The organism is Streptomyces sp. NBC_01384, from assembly GCF_045040035.1.
In the GTDB taxonomy this organism is placed as follows: domain Bacteria; phylum Actinomycetota; class Actinomycetes; order Streptomycetales; family Streptomycetaceae; genus Streptomyces.
The window spans coordinates 1,249,720-1,274,598 of the sequence record NZ_CP109559.1; the positions used below are offsets into that span (position 1 = coordinate 1,249,720).

A 24,879-nucleotide genomic window follows, 5' to 3' on the forward strand; every position below is an offset into this window, starting at 1 on the left:
CGGATGCCGGTCACCGTTCTCCTTGTCGACGACGAACCCCTCGTACGGGCCGGCCTGCGGGCCGTCCTGGAGGCGCAGCCCGACATCGAGGTCGTCGGGGAGGCGGCCGACGGCGCCGCGGTGATCCCGCTGGTGCGCCGGCTGCGGCCGGACGTCGTCGCCATGGACGTCCGGATGCCTCTCATGGACGGCATCGAGGCCACGCGCGCGGTGCTGCGGACCGTGAGCGAACCGCCGAAGATCGTCGTCGTGACGACCTTCGAGAACGACGAGTACGTCTACGAGGCACTGCGCGCGGGTGCCGACGGCTTTCTGCTGAAGCGGGCCCGCCCCGCCGAGATCGTGCACGCCGTGCGGCTGGTCGCCGAGGGCGACTCGCTGCTGTTCCCGGCCTCCGTACGGCGGTTGGCCGCAGAGTACGGGGGCGGCGCCAAAGATCGCGCGGCGCGGGCGGCCATGGAGCGCGCGGCGCTGACCGAGCGGGAGGCGGAGGTGCTGCGGCTGATGGCCCGGGGCCTGTCGAACGCTGAGATCGCGGCGCGGCTGATCGTCGGGACCGAGACGGTCAAATCGCATGTCAGCGCCGTGCTGGCGAAGCTGGGCGCCCGGGATCGTACGCAGGCGGTCATCGCGGCGTACGAGTCGGGGTTCGTGGCCCCGGGCTGAAAGCAACCCGCCGGTAGCAAAGGAGGTCCCCGGCTCTCGCCGGGCCGCGCCGCGCCGAGTACGATCCGGCCAACACGCGCGCGAGCTGGGAGGACGGACGTTGGGGCGGTTGACCGGCGGGGACCCCTCTCTGCTGCGAAGGATCAATTCCGCGGTGGTGCTGCACGCGCTGCGTGCCACGGACTGCGCGACGCTCACCGAGATCACCCGGGTGACCGGTTTGTCCCGGCCCACGGTCGAGGGTGTCGTCGAGGGGCTGATCGAGGGCGGCCTCGTGGTCGAGAAGGCGGCCGAGGAGGGTGCTGCGCGGCGCCAGGGCCGCCCGGCACGGCGGTTCAGGTTCCGGGCCGAGGCGGGCCATCTGCTGGGCCTGGAGATCGGCCCCCATCGCGTCGCCGGGCTCCTCGCCGATCTGGACGGCCGGGTACTGGGCGCCATGTCCAAGGACGTGGACGAGACCGCCTCGGCCGACGAGCGGCTGGAACGGCTGCGGACGGCGGTCGCCGACCTGCTGCGCCGGGCGGGTGTCGCCCGTAGTTCCCTGCGCGCGGTGGGCGTGGGCAGTCCAGGGATCGTCGAGGCGGACGGCACCGTACGGCTGGGCACGGCGCTGCCGGAGTGGACGGGGCTGCGGCTGGGCGACCGGTTGAGCCGTTCCTTCAAGTGTCCGGTGCTCGTCGAGAACGACGCCAACGCGGCGGCGGTCGCCGAGCACTGGAAGGGCTCCGCGACCGAGTCCGACGACGTGGTGTTCGTCCTGGCCGGGCTGAGCCCGGGGGCGGGTTCACTGATCGGCGGGCGGCTGCACCGGGGGTACGGGGGCGCCGCCGGAGAGATCGGGGCGCTGCATCTGCTGGGCCGCGAGGCCACTCCGGAGACGCTGCTGTCGACCACGGACGAGCCGCTGCACCCGCTTGACGAGCAGGCCGTCGCCGAGGTCTTCGCGCTCGCCAAGGGCGGCGACCAGCGGGCTCGCGCGGCGGTCGACCGCTTCATCCAGCGCCTTGTGCACGACGTGGCGGCCCTCGTCCTGGCCCTCGACCCCGAACTGGTCGTGGTCGGCGGCTGGGCGGCCGGTCTGGACGGCGTACTGGAGCCGCTGCGGCGCGAGTTGGAGCGCTACTGTCTGCGGCCGCCCAGGGTGGCGCTCTCACTGCTGGGCGAGGCGGCCGTCGCGACGGGCGCCCTGCGGCTGGCCCTCGATCATGTGGAGGAGCAGCTGTTCGCGGTGGAGGGGACCGTGACCGCGCGCCGCTGACCGGCGGTCCGACGAGGACTGGAATACCGGACTACTGGAACGCTGGAACGCTGGAACGCTGGAAAAAACGTCACGCCCCGGAGTGTTCCGGGACGTGACGGCTTACGCCTCTGTTGCGGCTCAGGAAGCCCGGCGCTCCGGGTCGTGGTGGATCTCCACGCCGCCGGAGTCGCCGAAGGTCAGCCGACAGGTGTCGGCGCGGTACGTGGCGACGGAGACCGCGGCGGTGCGCCCCTCGGCGAAGTAGCGGGTCGTCACGACGAGAACGGGCGCCCCGGGCAACCGGTCGAGCTCCTTGGCGTCGTCCGCACGGGCCGAGCCCAGCTCCACGGCGCGGTCCTGGCCCTCCAGGTCGAGGCGCTGCAGCTCGCGCAGCACGGCACGCGCGCGTGCCGCCCCCGAAGGCGCGTCGATCGCGGACAGGTCGGGCACCGAGGACGCCGGGATGTAGATCAGCTCGGCGGCGACCGGCTGGCCGTGCGTCACCCGGGAGCGGCGGATCGTGTGCACCTCGTCGTCGTGGTCCGTCTCCAGGACGTCGGCCACGGCGGCGGGCGGGACCGCCGACGCACAGTCCGTGGGCTGCCAGGCGTCGCCGACCGCGCCCGGCCACACGTGCTGCTCGGATCCGACGGCCACGCCCATGCGCGGCGGGGCGACGGTCGTGCCCACCCCGCGGCGGCGCTGCAGACGGCCTTCCAGCTCCAGCTGCTCCAGCGCCTGGCGCAGCGTGGCACGGGCGACGCCGAACCTGGCCGCGAGGTCGCGTTCGTTGGGCAGGATCTCGCCCACGGAGAATTCAGAGTCCAGTGCCTCGCTGAGCACTGTCTTGAGATGCCAGTACTTAGGCTCCGGCACCGTTTCCAGCTGCGTGGTCCCCACCCTGTCCTCCGCAATCGCCGTTACCCGGCGGCGTTTTAGCGCCCTTGTTTATTAAAGGTTCTTGCACTATCCCTGCGACCATAGGGCCGCCCCCACCCTTGGTCAAGACCAATCCTCGATCCCTTACGGATTGCGCAGGCGCGTTGCCGCGGAGCGTTCACAGGCCGTTCGTGCTGGGCGACGTCCGGGACACAACGCCGAAAGCCCCCGTCCAGAAGGACTCCGTTGGGAAATGAGCAAACTGGCTTCGCCGGCGTGCTGAGGTCGGCATGATCGTTCTGTTTGTCGGAGCGAGGGGTGTGGCTGAGTGTCGCTGGAGTCTCGGGACGATGGTGGGGTGCCGGAGCTGACCGCCCGGGTGGTGCGGGCGTCGTTCCCGAAGGGGACGCTGGCCGTCCGGGTACGTGAGGCGCTCGGCCCGCTGTTCGAGGACGAGTCTTTCGCTGAGGCGTTCTCGGCCCGGGGGCGTCCGGCCGTGTCACCGGGAGCGCTGGCGCTGGTCTTGGTGCTGCAGTACGCCGAGGGCCACACCGACCGGCAGGCTGCTGACCAGGTGCGGGCCCGGATGGACTGGAAGTTCCTCCTCGGCTTGGAGCTGGACGATCCGGGGTTCGACTTCTCTGTCCTGAGCGACTTCCGTGCCCGGCTGATCGGGCACGGACTGGAGGAGCACGTCCTGGACCTGGTCCTGGCCAGGTGCTCCGAGCTCGGGCTGTTGCGCGCAGGCGGTCGGCAGCGGACCGACTCCACCCACGTCCTTGCAGCGGTGCGGACGCTGAACCGGATGGAGTTCGTCGGCGAGACCCTGCGCGCGGCGCTGGAGGCACTGGCCGCAGCCGCCCCGGCGTGGCTTTCGTCCATGGTCAACGCCGACTGGGCCAAACGTTACGGCGCCCGGATCGACTCCTACCGCTTCCCCAAGGGCGACAACGTCCGCACCGAGTGGGCCGAACAGGTCGGCCGGGACGGCTTCACCATCCTGGAGGCCGTCTACGCACCCCAGGCTCCTGCCTGGTTACGGGAGATCCCCGCCGTCCAGGTCCTGCGCCGGGCCTGGGTGGAGCAGTACCACCGCGACGGCGAGGGGGTGCGCTGGCGGGAGGGCAAAGACCTCCCGCCGGGCAGACGGCGGCTCTCCTCGCCCTACGACCCCGACGCCCGCTACGGGACCAAGCGCGGCTCGGGCTGGTGCGGCTACAAGACCCACCTCAGCGAGACGTGCGAGCCCAATGCCCCACACCTGATCACCCATGTCGTCACCACGGACGCCACCGTCGCCGACACCGAGGTCACCGGAGCCGTCCACCAGGGCCTGGCCGCACGTGAACTGCTGCCTGATGAACACGACGTCGATGCCGGCTACGTCACCGCCGCGCACATCGTGGCCGCGCGCGACGCGCATGGGATCGAGCTGCTGGGGCCGGTCGGGCTGGATACGTGTCACGAGAACTACGAGGGCGAGCACTACACGCAGAGCGCGTTCACGATCGACTGGGAGGCCAAGAAGGCAGTCTGTCCCCAGGGCAAGATCAGTGCCAGCTGGTCCGACCAGCGCAAGAGCAGCGGCACTCCTGTCTCACGGGTGCACTTCACCGCCCAGGACTGCGCGGCCTGTCCGGTGCAGGACAAGTGCACCAAGGCGGCGAACGGCAAGTGGGGCCGCAGCCTGACCCTGCTGCCCCAAGACCAGCAGGAAGCGCTGGAAGACCGGCGTCGCGAGCAGCTGACCGACCAGTGGCAGCAGCGCTACAACGTCCGCGCCGGGGTGGAGGGAACCATCTCCCAGGCAGTCCGGCGCACCCGCATCCGCCGGACCCGCTACACGGGCCTGCCCAAGACCCGCCTCGGACACATCTTCGCCGCCACCGCAATCAACATCATCAGACTCGACGCCTGGCTCAACGAAACACCCCTCGGCGGAACCCGCACCTCACACCTCGCCCGACTCCAACTCGCCGCCTGACAACAAGATCACACCCGCCAGTTTGCGGATTTCCCAACGGAGTCCCAGAAGACGGGGGCTTTCGGGTTCGTACAGGTGCCGTGGCGGCTACTGGTTGCCCAGGGACACGAGCTTCTGCGGGTTGCGCACGATGTAGATGCACTGGATCCGGCCGTCCACGACATCCAGCTGGAAGACGCTGTCGGGCTTGTCGCCGGACAGGGCCAGGACCGCGGCGCCGCCGTTGAGCTCCAGGAGGCGGAACGACAGGTCGGAGACGCCCTTCTGGGCGACGCCGTAGAGGAAACGGCTCACCTTGTCGGCGGTTTCGATGACCCGCAGGGGGGCCTTGGACAGTCCGCCGCTGTCGCCGACCAGCCGGACGTCCGGGGCCAGCAGCGCCATCAGCCCCTCCAGGTCGCCCTCGGCGGCCGCGGCGAGGAACCGTTCGGTCAGATCGCGGCGCTCGGCCGGGTCGACCTCGTAGCGCGGCCGCCGTTCCTCGACGTGCTTGCGCGCCCGCCCGGCAAGTTGGCGCACCGCCGGCTCGCCGCGGTCGAGAACGGTGGCGATGTCCGCGTACGGGTAGCCGAACGCCTCCCTGAGCACGAACACCGCGCGTTCCAGGGGTGACAGTGACTCCAGGACGACGAGGACGGCGAGCGAGACGGAGTCGGCCAGCACGGCCCGCTCCGCCGTGTCCTGGGCGGTGTCCCCGAAGTCGGTGACGTATGGCTCGGGGAGCCACGGCCCCACATAGGCCTCGTTGCGCGCCTGCACCTGGCGCAGCCGGTCGATGGCGAGCCGGGTGGTGATGCGTACGAGGTAGCCGCGCGGTTCGCGCACCTCGGTCCGGGCGGCGCCGGACCAGCGCAGCCAGGCTTCCTGGACCACGTCCTCCGCGTCGGCCACCCGGCCCAGCATGCGGTAGGCGACGCCCATCAGGACGGGACGGTGCTCTTCGAAGACGTCGGTCGCGGTGTCGGTGGTCACGCTTCCATCCCATCCGACACGTCCCGCCGTGTCCAGGCGGAATCGGTGCCTCATGGAGCAGCACGGAACACCGCGGAGCAGCATGACCCGCGGTCGCCGTGGAATGGGCCCAGAGCACTGGTCCCCGGGCGAGCGCAAGATCGTCGTCTGTGGCGAGGGCGCGAGTGCCAAGGAGCAGGTGGCGGCGCTCCTAGGGGGGTTCGGATCGCCTCCGCCCCGCGTGTTCGACCTGGGCAGCGTCGAGGCGGCGCGGGCCGTGGAGAGGGTGCTGCGGGTGCGGCTGTTCGAGCGCTTCGGGCACGCGGAGTTCAACCTGGAGGTGCGCAGGGCGCGTTGAGGGGCGCACGCGTGTGTGCGTGATGGATGACGGTACGGGTGCGCGGCGATGGCGGCGCATGCGTGCGGCTCGCGGTGACCGGGGGCTACCCGTCGGTAGCAGTTGCTGACAAGCTGTCTACGAAGTCGGTTCGCCAGCATGTCACCAGACGAGGAGCAGCATCATGTCCGCCACGGTCTCCTTCAGCCTTCCCTCCGCGCACGGCCCGCGGACCGTGACCATCTCCTACGCGCGCGTGGGCACCGGAGAGCCGCTGCTCCTGCTGCACGGCATCGGCCACCACCGGCAGGCCTGGGACCCGGTCGTGCACGTCCTGGCCGCCGAGCGCGAGGTGATAGCCGTCGACCTTCCCGGGTTCGGCGAGTCCCCGGCGCTGCCCGAGGGGCTCACGCACGGCCTCGGGGCGGTGGTACCCGTGCTCGGCGCGCTGTGCGAGGCACTCGAGATCGAGCGTCCGCACGTGGCGGGCAACTCCCTGGGCGGACTCCTGGCCCTGGAGCTGGGCCGCGAGAAGCTCGTACGGTCCGTCACGGCGCTCTCGCCCGCCGGGTTCTGGACGCCGGTCGAGCGACGGTACGCCTTCGGAGTGCTCATGGCGATGCGGCAAGGCGCGCGGCGCCTGCCGCTCCCGGTGGTCGAGCGGCTCTCGCGGACGGCGGCCGGGCGAGCCGTCCTGACGAGCACCATCTACGCCCGGCCCGGCCGCCGTTCACCCGAGGCGGTCGTCGCCGAGACCCTCGCGCTGGCCCACGCCGCGGGATTCGACGAGACCCTCCGGGCCGGCACCACCGTCCAGTTCACGGACGACATCCCGGGGCTGCCCGTCACCGTGGCCTGGGGCACCCGGGACCGGCTGCTGGTGCGCCGCCAAGGGATCCGCGCCAAACACATCATTCCGCGGGCCCGGCTGGTGCGGCTGCCCGGCTGCGGCCACGTCCCGATGAGCGACGACCCGGCGCTCGTCGCCCGCGTCATCCTCGACGGCAGCCGCTGACGGTTCGACACCGACCGCCGAGGGCTCGACGCCACTCGCCGAACGCCTTGCGGCAGCCACTGAGCGGCGCTCGGCCAGGCTCAGCGCACCGGAGCCGAGGGCGACCCCGGCACCGACCAGCGCGCTGCCCGCGGCTTGCGCGGCACCGTACGCGCCGATGCCGACGAGCGGCGCCGTGCAGGCCGCCGCCACAGGGATGAGGCCGGAGAAGAGCGTGGCGCGCTCCGCGCCGATCCGCTGCATGCCCATGTACCAGCACACGAAGCCGACGACGGTGACGACCGCCGCCTGCCACAGCAGCGCGGCGGCCTCGGTGGCGTCCGGCATCCGAAGCCAGGCGCCGCCGCCGACGAGGATTCCGGCCACCGCCGACTCGGCCGCGGCAATCCCACAGACGGTCGCCGACAGCAGCCGTGGACCGAGGGGGCGCAGCACCGGCACGGCGAGGACCGCGAAGCCCACCTCGCCGGCCAGCGCACACACGGAGTACGCGATCCCCGCGCCGTCGGTGCGGCCCCACCCCTGGACCATGCAGGCACCCACCGCGACGAACGACGCCCCGTACAGAACCGGACGTTGCGGACGACGGCCCTCAAGAAGCGGCACGACAACGGCCACGACCACCGGGGCGCAGCCCACGAAGACACCCGGAACCGCCGGTTCCGCAGTCCGTTCCGCGGAGATCACGGCGAGGTTGAAGCCGACCATGCCGACGGCCGCGAGCAGCGCGAGGCGCCCCCACTGGCGTGCCGCGAGCCGCCGCAGCGGTGCCGTACCGCCCCGCCCGGCCGACGGCAGGAGCAGCACGCAGGCGAGGCCGTAGCGCAGGAACTGACCGCCCGCGTACGGGTAGTGGCCCAGGACGCTGTTTGCCGTGAAGGAGGCTCCGACGAGGACGCAGGCGAGGGCGGCGAGCAGCGACCCTCGGGCGGTGGCGTTCATGACGGCGACGCTATGAACGGGCGCGGTCCGGATTAAGGTCCACTGTCATGACGCCATCGGGGACCACATGAGGCCATGGGGGGCCGCATGACGGCATCGGGGGCCCACAGCGGCGAGCCGCCCCACCCCGCCCGGTCGGGCTCCGCGCCCTGGGCGGCCGCCTGGGAGTTGCTCCTGCCGGTCGCTTCGGCACCGCCGCGCGCGCGTGGCCGCACACTGCAGGCCGCGCTGCGCGAGGCGGTGCGCACGGGTCGGCTCGCGCCGGGCACCCGGCTGCCGTCCAGCCGCGCACTCGCGGCCGATCTCGGGGTGTCGCGGGGGCTGGTCACGGAGGCGTACGAGCAGTTGACCGCCGAGGGGTATCTGCGCAGCGACCGCGGCGCGGGGACCTGGGTCGGCGGCGCCGTCCGAGCGGCCCGCCCGCGCGCGCGTGATCTCGCGCCACGCCGCGCCGGGGCCCGCGCCGACTTCGTTCCCGGGACACCGGACCTGTCCCTGTTCCCGCGCGCCGCCTGGGCGGCCGCCCAGCGCGGGGTGCTCGCCGAACTGCCCCACCAAGCGCTGGGCTACCCGGATCCGCGCGGTCTGCCCCGACTGCGCACCGCCCTCGCCGAGCTGCTGGAACGGCGCCGTGGTGTGGTCGCGGACCCGGAGCGCGTCGTCGTGGTCTCCGGGGTCGCGCAGGCGACGACGCTCCTCGGATTCGTGCTCCACGCGCGCGGGGTGCGTTCTGTCGGTGTCGAGGATCCAGGAAGCCCGGAGCACGGTGCCCTGTACGTCGCGGCCGGCATCGGCACCGTACCGCTGCCCCTGGACGGGGAAGGGCTGGCGCCCGGGCCGCTGAAGGCGTCGGGCGTACGGGCGGTGGTGACGACGCCCGCCCACCAGTTTCCCTCGGGGATCGCGTACTCCGCGCGGCGCCGCGCCGAGCTCCTCGACTGGGCGCGTTCGGTGGACGGTCTGCTGATCGAGGACGACTACGACGGGGACTTCCGCTACGACCGTGCTCCCGTGGGAGCACTGCAAGGACTCGACCCCGAGCACGTCGCCTACGCGGGGTCGGTGAGCAAGTCGCTCGCTCCGGGGCTGCGGCTCGGCTGGCTGCTCGTACCGGCGTCGCTCGCCGAGGAGGTCGTCGAGCGCAAGCGCACCATGGATCTGGGGAACCCCGTCGTCGACCAGGCGCTCCTGGCCCGTTTCGTGGAGCGGGGTGACTACGACCGGCAGCTGCGCCGCTGCCAGCGCGCCTACCGGGAACGGCGCGACACCCTCGTATCCGCTCTGGAGGAGCACTTTCCCGGCACGGAGGTGTCCGGAATCGCGGCGGGGCTGCATGTCATCGCCGCACTGCCCGAGCGGTACGGGCCGCAGGACGAGTTCCTCGAGCGGGCCGAGGCCGCCGGGGTGGCCGTGCGTCCGCTGACGGCCTACGGGCGGGTGGTCGACCACGGTGGCGTACGGCTGGTGCTCGGTTATGCGCACCAGGCCCCCGCGCGGATCCGTGAAGGCGTACGGCTGCTGGCGGAGGCGGTGCGTTCGTGAGGCACCCGGGTACGCGCCCGTGCGAACAGCCCAGGTGAGGGACCCGCGTGAGTCCCCCGTGCGAGGCCCGCCTGGAGTCGAACGCCGGTTCCCCTGCCCTCGGGGCCAGTTGTTCACTTGTGGTTTCCGTGTGCGCTGCGGCGCACCAGTAGTTGTGGCAGTGCACACCGGCCGAATCCGTCCCTGGAGGCGCATTCATGTCACACCGTCCGCACAGCCCCTTCCCCGGTCGTCGCAGCGTACTGCGCGGTTCTCTCGCCGCGTCGGCCGCACTGGCCCTGCCCGCCACCCTCGGCGCGGCCCCGGCGCTCGCCCTGTCCGGGCGGCCGAAGGCGGGGTGGGGCGTCCAGGCCGGAGACGTGACCGCCGACTCCGGCCTGGTGTGGGTCCGCTCCGACCGACCGGCACGGATGATCGTCGAGACGTCCGCGACCGAGTCGTTCCGCAACCCGCGCAGATGGCACGGACCGCTGCTCGGCGCTGAATCGGACTTCACCGGTACGACGCGGCTGCGCGGGCTGCCCGCGGGCGAGCAGATCCACTACCGGGTGCTGCTCGCCGACCCCGACGACCCGCGGCGTACCGGCGAGCCGGTGGCGGGCACCTTCCGCACCGCGCCCGCGAAGCGGCGACAGGATGTCCGGTTCGTCTGGTCCGGTGACCTGGCCGGGCAGGGCTGGGGCATCAACGAGTCGATCGGCGGATACCGGATCTTCGACGCCATGGCGAAGGTGGACCCGGACTTCTTCCTGTGCAGCGGCGACAACATCTACGCCGACGGCCCGATCTCCGCCACCGCGGCGCTCCCGGACGGCGACGTCTACCGGAACATCACCACGGAGGAGAAGTCGCACGTCGCGGTCACCCTGGCCGACTACCGGGGCAACTTCCGCTACAACCTGCTGGACTCGGCGCTGCGCCGGTTCAACGCCCAGGTGCCGAACATCATCCAGTGGGACGACCACGAGGTTCGCAACAACTGGTACCCGGGCGAGGTCATCGGGACCGGCACCGCCTACCCGGCCGGCACGAAACTCGACGACCTGGCGGTCCGCGCCCGGCAGGCGTTCTCGGAGTACTTCCCCATCTCCACGATCAGCGGGCGCCCGGACGGCCGGATCTACCGGACGGTCCACCACGGTCCGCTCCTGGACGTGTTCGTGCTGGACATGCGGACGTACCGGAACGCCAACTCGCCCGACAACCAGACCACCGACCCGCAGGGCATCCTCGGCCGCGAACAGCTGGAGTGGCTCAAGCGCGAGCTGGCCACGTCGCGTGCGGTGTGGAAGGTGATCGCCAACGACATGCCGCTCGGTCTGGTCGTGCCGGACCCGGTCGAGGGCAAGCCGAACTTCGAGGCCGTCGCCCAGGGCGACCCGGGCGCACCGCTCGGCCGTGAGCTGCAGATCGCCGAACTGCTGCGGTTCATCAAGCACCGGCGGATCACCGGCACCGTGTGGCTGACGGCCGACGTCCACCACACCTCGGCGCAGCACTACGACCCCTCGCGCGCCGCGTTCAAGGACTTCGAGCCGTTCTGGGAGTTCGTCTCCGGACCGCTCAACGCGGGTGCCTTCCCGGCGAACGCGCTGGACGGTACCTTCGGCCCCGACCGGGTCTTCGTCAAGGCGCCCGCCACCGCCAACGTCTCGCCGGCCGACGGCTACCAGTTCTTCGGCGAGGTCGACATCGACGGGGACAGCGGGGAGCTGACGGTGCGACTGCGTGAGCAGGACGGCAGCGTGCTGTTCACTCAGGTGCTGCAGCCGGGGCGTGTGGGCCAGTAACCCCGTCCCCCTCCCGTACCCTCGAAGCGTCGGGACGCGCACCGGAGTCATCCCCCGGTGCGCGTCCCCGTTTCGCCAAAACCCGCCTGCGCGCAAGTCTGCGCAGGTCAGAACCGATTGTCAGTGGTCGCCTCTACGGTTTTTCCATGACGCGATCGTTGCAGGCCGTGGCCTACACCCGACCCTCCGTGCTGGAGTCCGCACCGGGCGGACGGCGCCTGGGACTTGAGACCTCGCGGGGTACGACGCCCGCGGGGATGAGGGACCATCCGCGGTTCTTCGCAGGCTTCCTGACCTCTCCTCAGGTGGCCGCCGCCGGGCTGCTCGCGATCGCGGACGTGGCGGCGGCGCGCCACTACCAGCGACAGTTGCGGGCCTCCCTCGACCCGTCGGCCCGCGCGCTGGTGGCCGCGGGCGCGGTGGTCCTGGACGGCGCCTTCGGCACGGTGACGGCGGAGGACGGACACATCCACCGGGTGCGCGACGACGCGGGGACGCTCAGCTGCTCCCGCCGGTGCTGGGCCAAGTACCGGGGAGGGCGTGGCCCTTGCAAGCACGCGCTGGCGGTGCGGATGGTACGGCGGGAAGCACCGGCCGAGCCAACAGCGGTAACAGCGGTAACGGATCTGACAGAGCTGACGAGGCCGGGCACGGCACGAAAGGACGGGGGTGTGCGATGAGTTCGCTGTTGGAGGCGGTGCGTACGGGGCGGACGGCGGAGGCGGTGAGTCTGCTCGACGGGATGACGGATGCCGAACGCCGGGCGGTCGTCCCGGAGTTGAAGGCGCTGCGCGGTGAGTTGCGCGGCGCCCCGTGGGACGCGGCGTCCCACCGCGCCTGGCCGGCCCTTCATCTGGCCGGAGCGGCGTGCCAGAGCGGTGCCGCGGGAGTGGCCGCCTGGATCGTGGCGGCCGACATGAGGTGGGCGCAGGCCTCACCCGCCGTGCTGCTCGATGTGCTCGGCGACCGCGAGCCCGAGTGGCTCGCCGATGTGACCCATCGGCTCGCACAACGTCCCTTCGCGTCGGGTGGCGTCCCGTACCAGCTGATGGCCGGTCTCGTACGGCTCTCCGGCTGCCCGGTGCCGACGACCGACGCGTACGTCCAGGGCTGGATGGAGCACATCGGCTCGGTCTGGCAGCAGGGGGACACCGTTCTGGACCGGCTGCGGAAGGATCCGTATCTGCCGGAGCTCGTCGCAGCGCTCTTCGAGATCGACGACATCGGCAGCCGCATCGAGTGGCGATACGGCGAGGGACCGAACAGCTGGACGTACGCGCTGGCGCAGCTGGCCGAGGAGGGTGTCCTCGACCGCAAGGTGATGGTCGACGCCTGCCTCGCCCGGCTGTTGCGCGGCGGCTCCGCCACCGAACTTCGGGCGTTCCTCAACCTGTTGACCGCTCTGGAACTCAGCGGGGACGAGCAACGCGAGCGCACGGCGGACTGGATGGCGATGGCATCGCAATCCGTGGTCCCGGTGGCCTCCCACGCCCAGTCGGTGCTTGCCTCCCTCGCGCTCGAGGGGGTGCTGTCACCACGGCAACTGGCCGAGATGGCCTCGGGCGTGCTGTTCCGCACGGAGAAGAAGCTCGTACGGGCCCAGCTCATCCTGCTGGGCAAGGCGCTCAGGCGTGATCCGTCCGCCGCGTCCGAGGTGCTGCCCTCGGTGGCGCAGGCCTTCGGCCACGAGGACACGGACCTGCAGGAGCGTGCGCTGAAGCTCGTGGAGCGCCATGTCGGCGAGCTCGAAGCAGCGGGTGGGGTACGTGAGGAACTCGCGGACATGGTGGCCCGGTTGAGCCCGGGGTTGCGTGTCCGGGCGAAGCGGCTGCTCGGTGGCGGGGCCCCGGCCTCCACCCCCGAAATCCACGAGGAGGTACTTCCGCCCGTGCCGGAGCGGACGCGGCTCGCGCCCGCTCCGGAGACCCTGGCCGAGGTCGTCGAGGAGGTGGGCTCGTTCCTGGTGTCGGGCGGCGAACTGGGCGTGTTCGAGCGCACCTTGGACGGACTCGTGCGCCATGCGTACCAGGACGGGCAGCGGCTGGCGGAGGCGTTGCGGCCGTTGACCTCGCACCGCTGGTGGGCCGGCGCCTCCCCGGACTGCGTCGACCAGTACTTCCGGGGCAACGCCCACGACCTCGAACTGATCCTGGCGACGCTGCTGGGCCGCACCCGCACCGCCACCCTCCACGACACGGTGCAGCGCCGCGTCATGGGCCCCGCTTGCGCGCACTCCGGGATCGCCGACCCGTTTCACGCCCGTATGCGGGAGATCGCGTACCGGCTGCGCACCGACCCGCAGCCGTTCCTGCTGGCCACGCCGACCTGGTCCACCGGACTGCTGGAGCCCGAGGACCTGGTCGCACGGCTGGACACCTACCGGCGGCTCGAAGCACGGCCCGGAGCCGCCGACTTCGCCCAGGCGCTGCTGCGGCTGCGCAGGGACGACCGCGCGGGCGCCGAGGCGGCGGCGAGCCGAGCCGAGCGGCTGGGCACCGCCGAGGGGGAGCGGCTCGCGCAGTGGCTCACCAGCCAGGGCCCGGCGCCGGCGCCCAGCAGACGCCGGACGTCGGGGGTGCGCATTCTGGTCGAGCTCGGTGAACTGAAGGAGCCGCAGCACTCGTTCCCGCCGGAGTTCCGCGCGCTCGGCCACCCCGTGTCCCCCTTCGCGGGACGGCGGTACTGCGGCCATTGGGTCGGCGGGGAGGCGCAGCACTGGCTCGGTGTCCTCCCCGCCGGGAGGGAACTGGTGGCGGCGCGGATGCTGCGGGACCTCTCCTCGGTCGCCGTGGAGGACACCCGCGGAGGGGCCGCGATCCTTCCCCTCCTCGCCGAGGCCGACGGAGCGGCGGGCGAGGCCGTGCACCTGTGCCTGGCGTACGGACTCGGGGCGCGGCACCCGGAGGACCGGCTCTCGGCGGTGGACGCGCTGCTGGTGCTGGCCGCGCGCGGGCAGCTCGACGCGGGACGGCTCGGTATGGATCTCGGGCAGTCGGTGCGCTCCGGGGCCGTGAAGCCGCTGCGGCTCGCCGAGGCGATACGGACGGCGGCGGCCACCGGCGCGTACGCCACCGTCTGGACGGTGCTCCGCGACGCGCTGCCGATCCTGCTCGCCGATCTCGTGACGGACGCGCAGGCGCAGACACAGGAGGGGACCAGCGGTATGCCCCCGCGCGGGCTCGGCGATCTGCTGGCCGTCGCCGCGGAGTGCGCCGAGCGGTCCGGGGCGCGCGGTGATATCGCCCATCTCGCGCAGACGGCCGGCCGGCGCGGCTCGTCGAGACTGGTGACCCAGGCCCGTCGGCTTCGCGCCGCACTGACCCGGCCGACCGCCACCGCGCCGTTCTGACCAGGCGCGTAACCCACGCGGTCCGATCGAGGCAAAACAACCGTAAAAAGAACTACAAAAGGGATAGAAGGACACTTTACCGATCAGTCACAGACCGTTCGTGATCACGCAACACCACTCCTTCACAGTGGCTGCATGACTCCAGACATGTCTGATGTAACCCGGGCGAAGCACGGTCGCCCCGTCCACCACTGGCGGCGGGACGTGATCGAACTCGCGGCCCTGTTCACGGCCGTCGCGGTCGCGGACGCCCTCGCCAACCTGATCGGGCACGGCCCCGACGGACCGGCCCTGCTCGTGATGTCGGCCGTCGTGCTGGTCGCCACGGCCGGATTCCACACCTGGTGGGCACGGCGCCACGGTCACGCGCCGCCGACGAGCGATACCGGTGCCCGGACGTTCGCCGACGGGCGAGGGACCGGGCAGTCCGAGGCCGCCCCCGCCATGCCCGAGGCCGTCACCGGAGCGACGGTGCTGTGGCGAACGCGGACGACGGTGCAGGACGAGCCGGGTTCGCTGGCCGCGCTGTGCACGGCGCTGGCGCGGCGACAGGTCGACATCCTGAGCCTGCAGACGCATCCGCTCGCGGAGGGCACGGTGGACGAGTTCCTGCTGCGCGCGCCCGCGGCGCTGGCCGCGTCCGAGATCACCCGGGCACTCGCGCTGGCCGGCGGCACCGGGACCTGGATCGAGCGGGCCGACGCCCACGACCTGGTGGACGCGCCGACGCGCGTACTGGGCCTGGCCACGCGAACGGCTTTGGACGCTGCGGAACTTCCGCTGGCCCTCCGGCAGTTGCTCGGTCGGTGCACCATTCGTTCGCTGCCCGCCAGGTCCCCTGGGTCGGGTCGGGCGGAAGAGGGTGCTCCGGTCGAGGGAGCGCTGGAAGACACGGTGCTGCGGCTGCGCGCGCCGGAGGGTGGGGTGATCACCGTGGAGCGGCCGTATCTGCCGTTCACGCCGACCGAGTTCGCTCGGGCACGGGCGCTGGTGGAGCTGGACACGCGGCTGGGTCCGCGCATCCCGCGCAGCCAGGACATGCTGACGCTGCCGGAGGGCCCCGCGATCACCGTGCGCCGCGCCGACGTCTGCGACCTCAAGGCCGCGAAGGCGATGCACGAGCGCTGCTCCTCGCGCACGCTGACCATGCGCTACCACGGGCCGGTCGGGGACGCGGACCGTTACCTCAACCACCTGCTCAGCCCCCGTTTCGGCCGCACCCTCGCCGTGCAGACGGCGTCGGGACGCATCGTCGGGCTCGGCCACCTCCTCTGGGACGGCGACGAGACGGAGATCGCACTGCTCGTCGAGGACGAGTGGCAGCGGCGCGGTATCGGCAGCGAACTGCTCGGTCGGCTCGTGACGATGGCCGTCGAGGCGGGCTGCGAAAGCGTCTACGCCGTCACGCAGGCCTCCAACACCGGCATGGTCGCCGCCATGCGCGGCCTGGGCCTCCCCCTCGACTACCAGATCGAGGAGGGCACCCTGGTCATCACGGCCCGCCTGGACGCGACGCCGGTGACCTCCCGACTGCCGTACGACGACGGGCAGGGGCAGAACCGGAGCGAAGCGCTGCGCGGCGGGCGGGTCGTGCGGGACTAGGAACGTCGGGAGGCCCCGGGCACGTCGCCCGGGGCCTCCCCCGCTTACCTCACCGCCGTATGACCGGCAGCGCGCCGTCCAAGTCGGCCCATAGATCGTCGACGTCCTCCAGCCCCACCGACAGGCGCAGCAACCGGTCGCTGACCCCCGCCTCGCGGCGGTCGTCCGCGGCCACGATGCGGTGGCTGATGGACGCCGGATGCTGAATCAGGCTGTCGACGCTGCCGAGGCTGACGGCCGGGGTGATCAGACGGACCCCGGCGATGACCGCGTGCGGATCGCCGTGGACCTCGAAGGCGATCATGGCGCCGCCGATGCGCGGATAGTGGACGCGGTCGACGCGTGGGTCGGCGGCGAGCCGGCGGGCGAGTTCCGCGGCGTTCACGGACGCGGCCCGGACCCGTACGGGCAGGGTCGACAGGCCGCGCAGCAGCAGATAGCCGGCCAGCGGATGCAGAACGCCTCCCGTGGCGAACCGCACTTGGCGCAGCCTCCGGGCGAACTCCTCGTCGCAGGCCACCACTCCGGCCATGACGTCCCCGTGTCCGCCCAGGTACTTGGTGGCACTGTGCAGGATCAGGCGCGCGCCCTGCTGGGCGGGGCGTTGCAGCACAGGCGTGGCGAAGGTGTTGTCGGCGAGCAGCGGGACGGAGCCGCAGGCGTGCGCGACGGCGCGCAGGTCGAGTTCGGTGAGCGTCGGGTTGGCCGGGGACTCGACCATGACCAGCCCGGTGTCGGGGCGCAGGGCGTCCGCGATGCCCGCCGGATCGACCCAGGTCACCTCGGAGCCCAGCAGCCCGGCCGTGAGCAGGTGGTCGCTGCAGCCGTACAGGGGACGTACGGCGACCACATGGCGCAGGCCGATCGCGTTCCGTGTGAGCAGCACGGCGCTCAGCGCGGCCATGCCGCTGGCGAACGCGACCGCGCTCTCGGTGCCTTCGAGACGGGCGAGGGCGGTCTCGAAGCGGGCGACGGTCGGGTTGCCGAGGCGGCCGTAGACCGGCGGGCCCTGCGGTGCGGCGCCATCGGCCGCGAACGCGTCGATACGGGCGGCCTCGCCGCGGCTGTCGTACGAGGGGTAGGTCGTGGACAGGTCGATCGGCGCGGCGTGCAGCCCCTGCCGGGCGAGATCCTCCCGCCCTGCGTGCACGGCCTCGGTGGCGAGCGCACGGGCCGCGAGCGTGCCATGGCCGGTTCCGTTCCGTTGGTCCTGAGCGTCGTATGAGTCGTGCACCACGGATTCCATAGGCCGCAGCCTGAACACCGACCGGGGTTCAGTGCGTGAAGCCCGTGTTACGTTCGGGACATGGCTGATTCTGTCGTACTCGATCCGGTGGATCTTCATCTGCTGCGGCTGCTGCAGAACGACGCACGGACGACGTACCGCGATCTCGCCGCACAGGTCGGTGTCGCGCCCTCGACCTGCCTGGACCGGGTGACCCGGCTGCGCCGCGCGGGGGTCATTCTCGGCCATCAGCTGCGACTCGATCCGGCGAAACTCGGGCGGGGCCTGGAGGCCTTGCTGTCCGTGCAGGTCAGGCCGCATCGGCGGGAGTTGGTGGGGCCGTTCGTCGAGCGGATCAGGGCGCTGCCGGAGTCCCGGACCGTCTTCCATCTCACCGGTCCCGACGACTACCTCGTGCAGGTCGCGGTCGCGGACATGGCGGACCTGCAGCGGCTGGTCCTGGACGAGTTCACGTCCCGGCGCGAAGTGGCCCGCGTGGAGACGCGGTTGATCTTCCAGCAGTGGGACTGCGGACCTCTCCTCCCACCCGCCCCGCCCACGGCCTCGCTGTCGGTCTCGCCGTCGGTCCCTCCATCGATGAAATCAGGCTGATCCCGGCTCGGGGCCCGATAAACCGAGCTGACGCGGCCCCCGTCCCCGTACGAGGATGTCCGCATGTCAGAGACGAAGAGCCCGCTGCCCCGCGAGGTCGCCGACGCGTACGTCGACAACCTCGTCGCCCTCGATCCGGTCCTCGGTACCTATCTCGGTGTGAAGGAGAGTTCCGGCAAGCTCCCCGATACCTCGCCCGCCGGGCAGGAGGCCATCGCGGAGCTGGCCCGGACGACCCTCGCGCGGCTCGACGAGGCGGAGCGGCAGCCGGGCGCGGACAGCGACATCGAGCGCCGCTGCGCCCGGCTGCTGCGCGAGCGGCTCACTGCCGAACTGGCCGTGCACGAGGCCGACGAGGGCCTGCGGGCCGTCGGCAACATGCAGACGGCCGCGCACTCCGTGCGCCAGGTGTTCTCCATCGCGCCGACGGAGACGGACGAGGACTGGGCCGCGATCGCCGAGCGGCTGCGCGCGGTGCCGACCGCGCTGGCGGGGTACCGCGAGTCCCTCGTCCTCGGCCTGGAGCGCAAGCTGTACGCGGGCCCGCGCCCGACCGCGACCTTCATCGAGCAGCTCACCGAGTGGTCGGACGTGGACGGGCAGGGTCGCGGCTGGTTCGAGGACTTCGTGTCGGCGGGCCCCGACGCGCTGCGCGAGGAGCTGGACGCGGTCGCCCGTAACGCCACGCGGTCCCTGGTGGAACTGCGCGACTGGATGCGTGACGTGTACGCGCCCACGGTCGAGGGCGCGCCGAACACGGTGGGCCGCGAGCGGTACGCGCGCTGGTCGCGCTACTTCAACGGTACGGATCTCGACCTCGACGAGGCGTACGCGTACGGCTGGGCCGAGTACCACCGGCTGCTCGCCGAGATGAGGACCGAGGCCGAGAAGGTCCTGCCGGGCGCCGAGACCCCGTGGGTGGCACTCGCGTACCTCGACGAGCACGGCAGGCACATCGAGGGCGTCGACGAGGTCCAGGCGTGGCTGCAGAACCTGATGGACCAGGCGATCGAGGCGCTGGACGGCACGCACTTCGAACTCGCCGAGCCGGTACGGAAGGTGGAGTCCCGTATCGCGCCGCCGGGCGGTGCCGCGGCCCCGTACTACACCGCGCCGTCGGCGGACTTCTCGCGGCCCGGACGGACCTGGCTGCCCACGATGGGGCTCACCCGGTTCCCCGTGTACGACCTCGTCTCGACCTGGTACCACGAGGGCGTCCCCGGCCATCACCTCCAGCTCGCGCAGTGGGTGTACGTCGTCGACGACCTCTCCCGCTACCAGGCCACCGTCGGCCGGGTCAGCGCCAACTGCGAGGGCTGGGCGCTGTACGCGGAGCGGCTGATGGACGAGCTGGGCTTCCTCGAGGACGCGGAGCAGCGGCTCGGTTACCTGGACGCGCAGATGATGCGCGCGGCCCGGGTCATCGTCGACATCGGCATGCACCTGGAACTGGAGATTCCGGCGGAGTCCCCGTTCCACCCCGGTGAGCGCTGGACGCCCGAGCTGGCGCAGGAGTTCTTCGGCGCGCACAGCAGCCGTCCGGCGGACTTCGTCGAGAGCGAGCTCACCCGCTATCTCTCGATCCCCGGTCAGGCCATCGGCTACAAGCTCGGCGAGCGGGCCTGGCTGCAGGGCCGCGAGAACGCGCGGAACCGGCACGGGGATGCCTTCGACGCCAAGGCCTGGCACATGGCTGCCCTGTCGCAGGGTTCGCTGGGTCTGGACGACCTGGTGGACGAGCTGTCCCGGCTCTGACCCTCAGCGGCAGCGGCCGGGTTCAGGCTCACACCAGGGCGTGAGCCCGGCCGCCGGGAACCCCGGAGACCGGGCCAACGGTTCGTCATACGCAGGGCGCGGAGGGGGCGGAGTGTTCCGCGCAGAGGCATCCGACGCCCTTCTCGATCCACTCCCGGCCGGCCCACTCCGGGTGGCGCCGGATCATCAGCTCCGAGATCTCCTCGACGATGGTCCGCTCGCCAGCAACCGCGGTCCGCCGACCTCACCGTGGCCGGGCACCACGACGCGGGGGCGCTCCGCCGCCAGCCGCTCCATGACGGCGAGCTCCCGAGGTCGTCCGGGATCGTGTCGTCTACTCCTCACCGCTCCCCCGCCGCCCGCTGGGCCACTGACCCGGTCGCCCGGCGAGTCACCGGACCACTGCCTCAGTCCTGGACACCCCGCTGCCGTACGACCGATCCCGTTCTTCCCTTCACGACCTCCAACTGGGCGTGGATGCGCCGCCGCAGGTCGGCGACGTGGCTGACGATGCCGACGCTGCGGTCCCGTTCCCGCAGTGAGTCGAGTACGTCCAGGACCTCGTCGAGGGTCTGGTCGTCAAGGCTGCCGAAGCCCTCGTCGATGAAGAGCGTGTCGAGCCGCACCCCACCGGCCTCGTCCGTGACGACGTCCGCGAGGCCGAGGGCCAGCGCGAGCGAGGCGAAGAACGTCTCGCCGCCGGAGAGCGTCGCCGTGTCGCGCTCGCGGCCGGTCCAGGCGTCCACCACGTGCAGTCCGAGCCCGCTGCGGCCGCGGCCCGCGCGGTCGTCGGAGTGGACGAGGGTGTAGCGGCCGGAGGACATGCGCTGCAGCCGTACGGTCGCGGCGGCGGCGACCTGTTCCAGGCGGGCGGCGAGGACGTATGCCTCCAGGCGCATCTTGCGCTCGTTCTCCGCCGAGGTGCCCGCGGTCAGCCCGGCCAGGCGGGCCACACGGTCGTGCTCCTTGCGCAGTGGCGCAAGACGGCGTACGGACGCGGCCGCGCGCGTGGACAGCCGGTCCAGCTCGGTGCAGCGCCGGTCGGCCGCGTCCTGGGCGGAGGCGGCGTCCCGCAGCCGTATGGCGGCGGACTCGACGGCCTGTTCGGCGGCGGCCAGGTCGGCGGCCGGTTGCTGGGCGGCGGCGGCCGTGTCCGCCTCGGCGAGCACCGCGCGTACCGCGGCCTCTTCCGACTGCCAGGCGTCGAGGCGCCGTTGGAGGTCCCGGTGGGCCGCGTCGTCGAGGAGCGCGCAGGCCGCGGCCTGCGGCGTGTCGAAGCCGGCGCGGAAGGCCGCGTCAGACAGGCGTGCGTCGGCGTCCTTGAGGCGCTGCGCGGTGTCCTCGGCCGCGCGCGCGGCGTCCGCGGCGTCCGTGAGCAGGGCGGCCTGCCGCTCCAACTGCGCGGCGCGCGCGGCGACGCTGTCGGCGACGCCCCTGGCCTGCGTCAACTCCTCCTCCAGGGAGGCTCTTTCGCGGTCGATCCGGTCGCGGTTGGTCACCCGGGCGGCGGCGCGCAGTGCGGCCTGCTGCCGGGCCGCGACTCGGCGTTCATGCTCGAGTTCGGCCTGCGCGAGCCGCTCCCGCGCGGCGTGCAGCCCGGAGCCGGCGGCCCGCGCCTCGGCGTACTGCCGCTCCAGTTCCTCTGTCTGCTCGGCGAGTCGCGCGGTCGGCGCGTCGCCCGCCTCCGCGGTGGCGGCGGCCAGCGCCTCGCGTACGACGCCGAGCCGGCGCTCGTCCTCGGTGGCCTGCTCGTCGGCGCGCTGGTACACGGCGAGGGCCCGCTCCTCGGCCTCCCGGTCGACATGTCCGGCGATCTTCCGTGCGGGCGCGGGGTGTTCGGTGGCGCCGCAGACGGCGCAGGCCTCGCCGTCGACGAGACCGGCGGCGAGTTCCGCGGCGATGCCCTGCAGGCGCTGTTCCTTCAGGTCCAGCCAGTGGACACGCGCGTCGGTCGCACGGGCGCGGGCGACCAGAGCCCGCCCCTGGGCGTCGTCCGTGTCCCGGGCGAACTGGTCGCGCCGGCGGGCTGCCCTGAGCCGGGCCTGGGCGGGATCGCGCTGCACGGCGAGCCGCTCGGCGCGCGTCGCGGCCTCCTGCGCGGAGTCGATGCGTGCCTGGAGCCCGGCGCGGGCCGCCTCCCACGAGGCGAGCCAGCTGTCGGCGTCCTGGAGGACGTCCTCGTCGGCGCGCTCCTGCCGGTTCAAGGAGGCGCGCTCCGTGGTGAGTTCGGCAAGGCGACGCTCGCCCCGGCGCGCCGACTCCAGGCCGCCCAGCTCCTCGGCCGCCTTGCGCGCCGCCGCCGCGAGCCCGGGCGCCCCGGCTCCGCCGAAGGCCTCGGGCAAGCCGGCACGCGCGCGTGCCTCGTCGGCGGCCGCGCGCCGGTGCTCGGCCTCGGTGGCGTCGCGCAGGTCGAGCGCGGGCGCCACCGTCTCGGCCTTCCGTGCCCGCTCCATCCGCGACTGCGCCGCCCGATGGGCGTCGGCCCGCTCCTCCAGCCGCGCGGCGCGCTCCCGTGCCTCCGTGAACCTGCGCTGCAGCCGGGCCACTTCGCGTACGTCGTCCAGTACGCGATCGGCGGCGGCCTGCGCGGACTCGGCGGCCGTACGCGCGGTGTGGGCAAGGGTGAGCCGCTCGCGGGCCGTGCTGCGGGCGACGGCGGCCCAGGTCAGGACGGCCTCGGCGAGGCCGGGGTCGCCGGGCGCGAGGTCGGGCAGCGACACCTCCACGGTGTCCCCGGCGGCCTGCTGCATGCGGTGCGCGTCGGCGAGCAGCGTCGCGTCCCCGTCGCGTACTTCGGCCTCCGTGGCGCGCCGCCGCTCGCCGAGGCGCTTCTCGACCTCGGCGAAGCGGTGCGTGTCGAAGAGCCGGCCGAGCAGCTTGCCGCGGGCCTCGGCGTCGGCCCGCAGGAAGCGCGCGAAGTCGCCCTGGGGCAACAGCACGACCTGGCAGAACTGCTCGCGGCTCATGCCGAGGAGCTGGGTGATCTCCTCGCCGATCTCCTGATGGGAGCGGCTGAGGTCCTTCCAGGAGCCGGCCGCCGCGTCGTACTCGCGCAGCCGGCTCTGTGCCTTCTCGGTGGTCGTGCCCGCGCCGCGCAACTTGGGGCGGACCCAGGGCGGCTGCCGGGTGACCTCCAACCGGCGCCCGGCGACGGTGAGTTCGAGGCGGATCTCGGTACGGGTCGTGGAGGCCGCGTGGTCGCTGCGCAGGGTCATGCCCTGGCCGCTCTGACGGGCGCCCGGCACGGCCCCGTACAGCGCGTAGCAGACGGCGTCGAGGACGGACGTCTTGCCCGCGCCCGTCGGGCCGTGCAGCAGGAAGAGCCCGGCGGCCGACAGATCGTCGAAGTCGACCTTCTGGGTGCCCCCGAAAGGCCCGAAGGCGGTGATGTCCAGACCGTGCAGCCTCACCTGGCCCCCTTGAGGTCCTGAGTGCGTGGTGTCACCGGGCGACCTCCCGTACGGCCTCGTCGGCGCGGGCGGCGTCGAACGCGTCCCGCAGTACGGCCTGTTCGTCGGCGTCGGGTCCCGCGCCGCGCACATGGGCCACGAAGTCCTCCGCGATCTGCTGCTCGCTGCGGCCCGCCAGCCGCCGGGCGTACGACACGTCCGGGTCCTCGGGGGCCCGCGCCGGGTCGAAGACGAGGCTGAGCGTGTGCGGGAAGCGCTCGGTCAGCCGTGCCATGGGATCGGCCGGGCGCACCGGGTCGGTGAGGGTCGCCTCGACCCACGCCTCCTCGTGGCGCGCCAGCTCCCGATCGGCGAGCAGGTCTTCCAGGTGCCCCCGGATGCGGGCGAGCTTCCGGGGGACGGGGCAGTCGACCCGCTCCGCGCCCAGGACGCCTTCCGGCCCCAGGTCCACCAGCCACATGCTCTTTCGGTGGTCCGCCTCCGAGAAGGAGTACGGCAGCGGGGAGCCGGAGTAGCGGACAGACTCGGTGATGGCCTGGCTGCCGTGCAGATGCCCCAGCGCCACGTAGTCGACGCCGTCGAAGACCCCGGCGGGTACGGCGGCGACCCCGCCGACGGTGATGTCCCGCTCACTGTCGCTGGCCGCCCCGCCGGTGACGAAGGCGTGGGCGAGGACCACGGAACGGGTGCCCCGCGCGCGCGTGGCGAGGTCGGCGCGAACCCAGTCCATCGCGGCGGCGAGCACGGCCTCGTGCCCCGCCTTCTCGACCCCGAACTCGTCCTTGACCAGGGCCGGTTCGAGATACGGCAGTCCGTAGAAGGCGACATCGCCGTGAGCGTCGGCCAGCACCACGGGCGTACCGCTTGCCGAGGGCTCGGTCCGCAGATGGATGCCCGCGCGCCCGATGAGCCCGGCGCCGACGCCGAGCCGGCGCGCCGAGTCGTGGTTCCCGGAGATCATCACCGTGGGCACCCCGAGGTCGGCGAGCCGGTGCAGGGCGTCGTCGAAGAGCTCGACGGCCGCCAGCGGCGGGACCGCCCGGTCGTACACGTCCCCGGACACGACCACCGCGTCGATGTCGCGCTCGCGCACGGTCGAGACGAGGTGGCCGATGAAGTCGGCCTGGGCCCCGAGCATGTTCACCCGGTGGAACGCCCTGCCGAGATGCCAGTCGGAAGTGTGCAGAATTCTCAAGACGCCGCTCCGACCTGCATGCTTCACCTAACCAAAACCCTGGAACCAGCACCGACCAGCACGGGTCTCGCCGTCAGCACCGACCACGCTAACGCCTTTCAGTACCTGATCCACCACAAACCCCGGTCCACCCAGGACATCCGGCAGCAAATGTCCATAGATATCCGCATTAATCCGAATGGCGGGAGCGAGCAGCATCATAGGACCGGACCGGACCGCGTACGCGGGAGCGGCAGGCCGGATCGTGGCCGTCACGACCGGGAACGTGTCGCCCGTCACGTCGAGGCCGGGGGCCACGCGGTCGGACAGCCGACCGCAGCTCAGAAACCCGTACCGCTCTCCGCCGTCGCGGTCTCCGGACACTCCGACGGCCCCGCCCGTCCGC

The 24,879-nt window shown here is 72.4% G+C and carries 16 protein-coding genes and 2 pseudogenes; 12 read left to right on the top strand and 6 right to left on the bottom strand.

Translation table 11 applies throughout. From position 1 onward, the window contains the following. Positions 1-3: 3 nt before the first annotated feature. Positions 4-666 (top strand): response regulator, encoded by a 663-nt coding sequence (locus tag OG747_RS05460; protein ID WP_405878153.1) that lies wholly within the window; start codon positions 4-6, stop codon positions 664-666. A gap of 100 nt (positions 667-766) precedes the next feature. Then, positions 767-1,924 carry an ROK family transcriptional regulator gene (locus OG747_RS05465; RefSeq protein WP_405878154.1) on the top strand — a complete coding sequence of 386 codons (1,158 nt, stop codon included), beginning with the start codon at positions 767-769 and terminating at the stop codon, positions 1,922-1,924. A 120-nt stretch (positions 1,925-2,044) separates the two neighbouring features. Here the strand turns inward: OG747_RS05465 and OG747_RS05470 are convergent, their stop codons facing one another. Next, complete coding sequence (locus OG747_RS05470) at positions 2,045-2,806, bottom strand: GntR family transcriptional regulator (protein ID WP_405878155.1); 762 nt, start codon at positions 2,804-2,806, stop codon at positions 2,045-2,047. A gap of 337 nt (positions 2,807-3,143) precedes the next feature. Here OG747_RS05470 and OG747_RS05475 point away from each other — a divergent pair, with 337 nt between their 5' ends. Further along, entirely contained in the window at positions 3,144-4,769 is a 1,626-nt protein-coding gene (locus tag OG747_RS05475; RefSeq protein WP_405877939.1) for an IS1182 family transposase, read from the top strand. An 87-nt stretch (positions 4,770-4,856) separates the two neighbouring features. On the opposite strand, the gene OG747_RS05480 is transcribed toward OG747_RS05475, so the two are convergent. Beyond that, entirely contained in the window at positions 4,857-5,741 is an 885-nt protein-coding gene (locus OG747_RS05480) for an RNA polymerase sigma-70 factor (RefSeq protein WP_405878156.1), read from the bottom strand. Between the two features lie 82 nt (positions 5,742-5,823). Between OG747_RS05480 and OG747_RS05485 the strand changes: the two genes are divergently transcribed. Together OG747_RS05485 and OG747_RS05490 are read left to right on the top strand one after the other, a co-directional pair. Then, a complete protein-coding gene (locus OG747_RS05485) occupies positions 5,824-6,078 on the top strand; it encodes a hypothetical protein (protein WP_405878157.1) in 255 nt (84 codons plus the stop codon). Positions 6,079-6,241: 163 nt separating this feature from the next. After that, on the top strand, positions 6,242-7,072 hold the full coding sequence (locus OG747_RS05490) for an alpha/beta fold hydrolase (RefSeq protein WP_405878158.1): 831 nt from the start codon (positions 6,242-6,244) through the stop codon (positions 7,070-7,072). Positions 7,073-7,657: 585 nt separating this feature from the next. Here the strand turns inward: OG747_RS05490 and OG747_RS05495 are convergent. Beyond that, positions 7,658-8,014, bottom strand: a pseudogene (locus OG747_RS05495) (EamA family transporter); the annotation flags it as partial. A gap of 87 nt (positions 8,015-8,101) precedes the next feature. Between OG747_RS05495 and OG747_RS05500 the strand changes: the two are divergent. From OG747_RS05500 to OG747_RS05520, 5 genes and pseudogenes are all read left to right on the top strand, one after another. Continuing rightward, the gene (locus OG747_RS05500) at positions 8,102-9,556 is read left to right on the top strand and encodes a PLP-dependent aminotransferase family protein (protein WP_405878159.1); all 1,455 of its coding nucleotides are present in this window, start codon (positions 8,102-8,104) and stop codon (positions 9,554-9,556) included. A gap of 197 nt (positions 9,557-9,753) precedes the next feature. After that, positions 9,754-11,346: an alkaline phosphatase D family protein gene (locus tag OG747_RS05505; RefSeq protein ID WP_405878160.1), complete on the top strand. Its 1,593-nt coding sequence runs from the start codon at positions 9,754-9,756 to the stop codon at positions 11,344-11,346. Between the two features lie 146 nt (positions 11,347-11,492). Continuing rightward, a pseudogene (locus tag OG747_RS05510) lies at positions 11,493-11,735 on the top strand (SWIM zinc finger family protein); the annotation flags it as partial. Between the two features lie 287 nt (positions 11,736-12,022). After that, positions 12,023-14,695 carry a DUF6493 family protein gene (locus OG747_RS05515; RefSeq protein WP_405878161.1) on the top strand — a complete coding sequence of 891 codons (2,673 nt, stop codon included), beginning with the start codon at positions 12,023-12,025 and terminating at the stop codon, positions 14,693-14,695. A gap of 147 nt (positions 14,696-14,842) precedes the next feature. Then, a complete protein-coding gene (locus OG747_RS05520) occupies positions 14,843-16,297 on the top strand; it encodes a GNAT family N-acetyltransferase (protein WP_405878162.1) in 1,455 nt (484 codons plus the stop codon). Positions 16,298-16,346: 49 nt separating this feature from the next. Here OG747_RS05520 and OG747_RS05525 read toward each other — a convergent pair whose 3' ends face one another. Then, positions 16,347-17,543 carry a trans-sulfuration enzyme family protein gene (locus tag OG747_RS05525; protein WP_405878163.1) on the bottom strand — a complete coding sequence of 399 codons (1,197 nt, stop codon included), beginning with the start codon at positions 17,541-17,543 and terminating at the stop codon, positions 16,347-16,349. A gap of 60 nt (positions 17,544-17,603) precedes the next feature. Between OG747_RS05525 and OG747_RS05530 the strand changes: the two genes are divergently transcribed. Both OG747_RS05530 and OG747_RS05535 read left to right on the top strand, forming a co-directional pair. Then, positions 17,604-18,134 carry an Lrp/AsnC family transcriptional regulator gene (locus OG747_RS05530; protein WP_405878164.1) on the top strand — a complete coding sequence of 177 codons (531 nt, stop codon included), beginning with the start codon at positions 17,604-17,606 and terminating at the stop codon, positions 18,132-18,134. A gap of 63 nt (positions 18,135-18,197) precedes the next feature. Next, positions 18,198-19,889, top strand: coding sequence for a DUF885 domain-containing protein (locus OG747_RS05535; protein WP_405878165.1), 1,692 nt, complete (start codon positions 18,198-18,200; stop codon positions 19,887-19,889). A gap of 407 nt (positions 19,890-20,296) precedes the next feature. Here OG747_RS05535 and OG747_RS05540 read toward each other — a convergent pair whose 3' ends face one another. Next, positions 20,297-23,299 (bottom strand): AAA family ATPase, encoded by a 3,003-nt coding sequence (locus tag OG747_RS05540; RefSeq protein WP_405878166.1) that lies wholly within the window; start codon positions 23,297-23,299, stop codon positions 20,297-20,299. Between the two features lie 31 nt (positions 23,300-23,330). Continuing rightward, on the bottom strand, positions 23,331-24,494 hold the full coding sequence (locus OG747_RS05545; RefSeq protein WP_405878167.1) for an exonuclease SbcCD subunit D: 1,164 nt from the start codon (positions 24,492-24,494) through the stop codon (positions 23,331-23,333). Between the last annotated feature and the right edge of the window lie 385 nt (positions 24,495-24,879).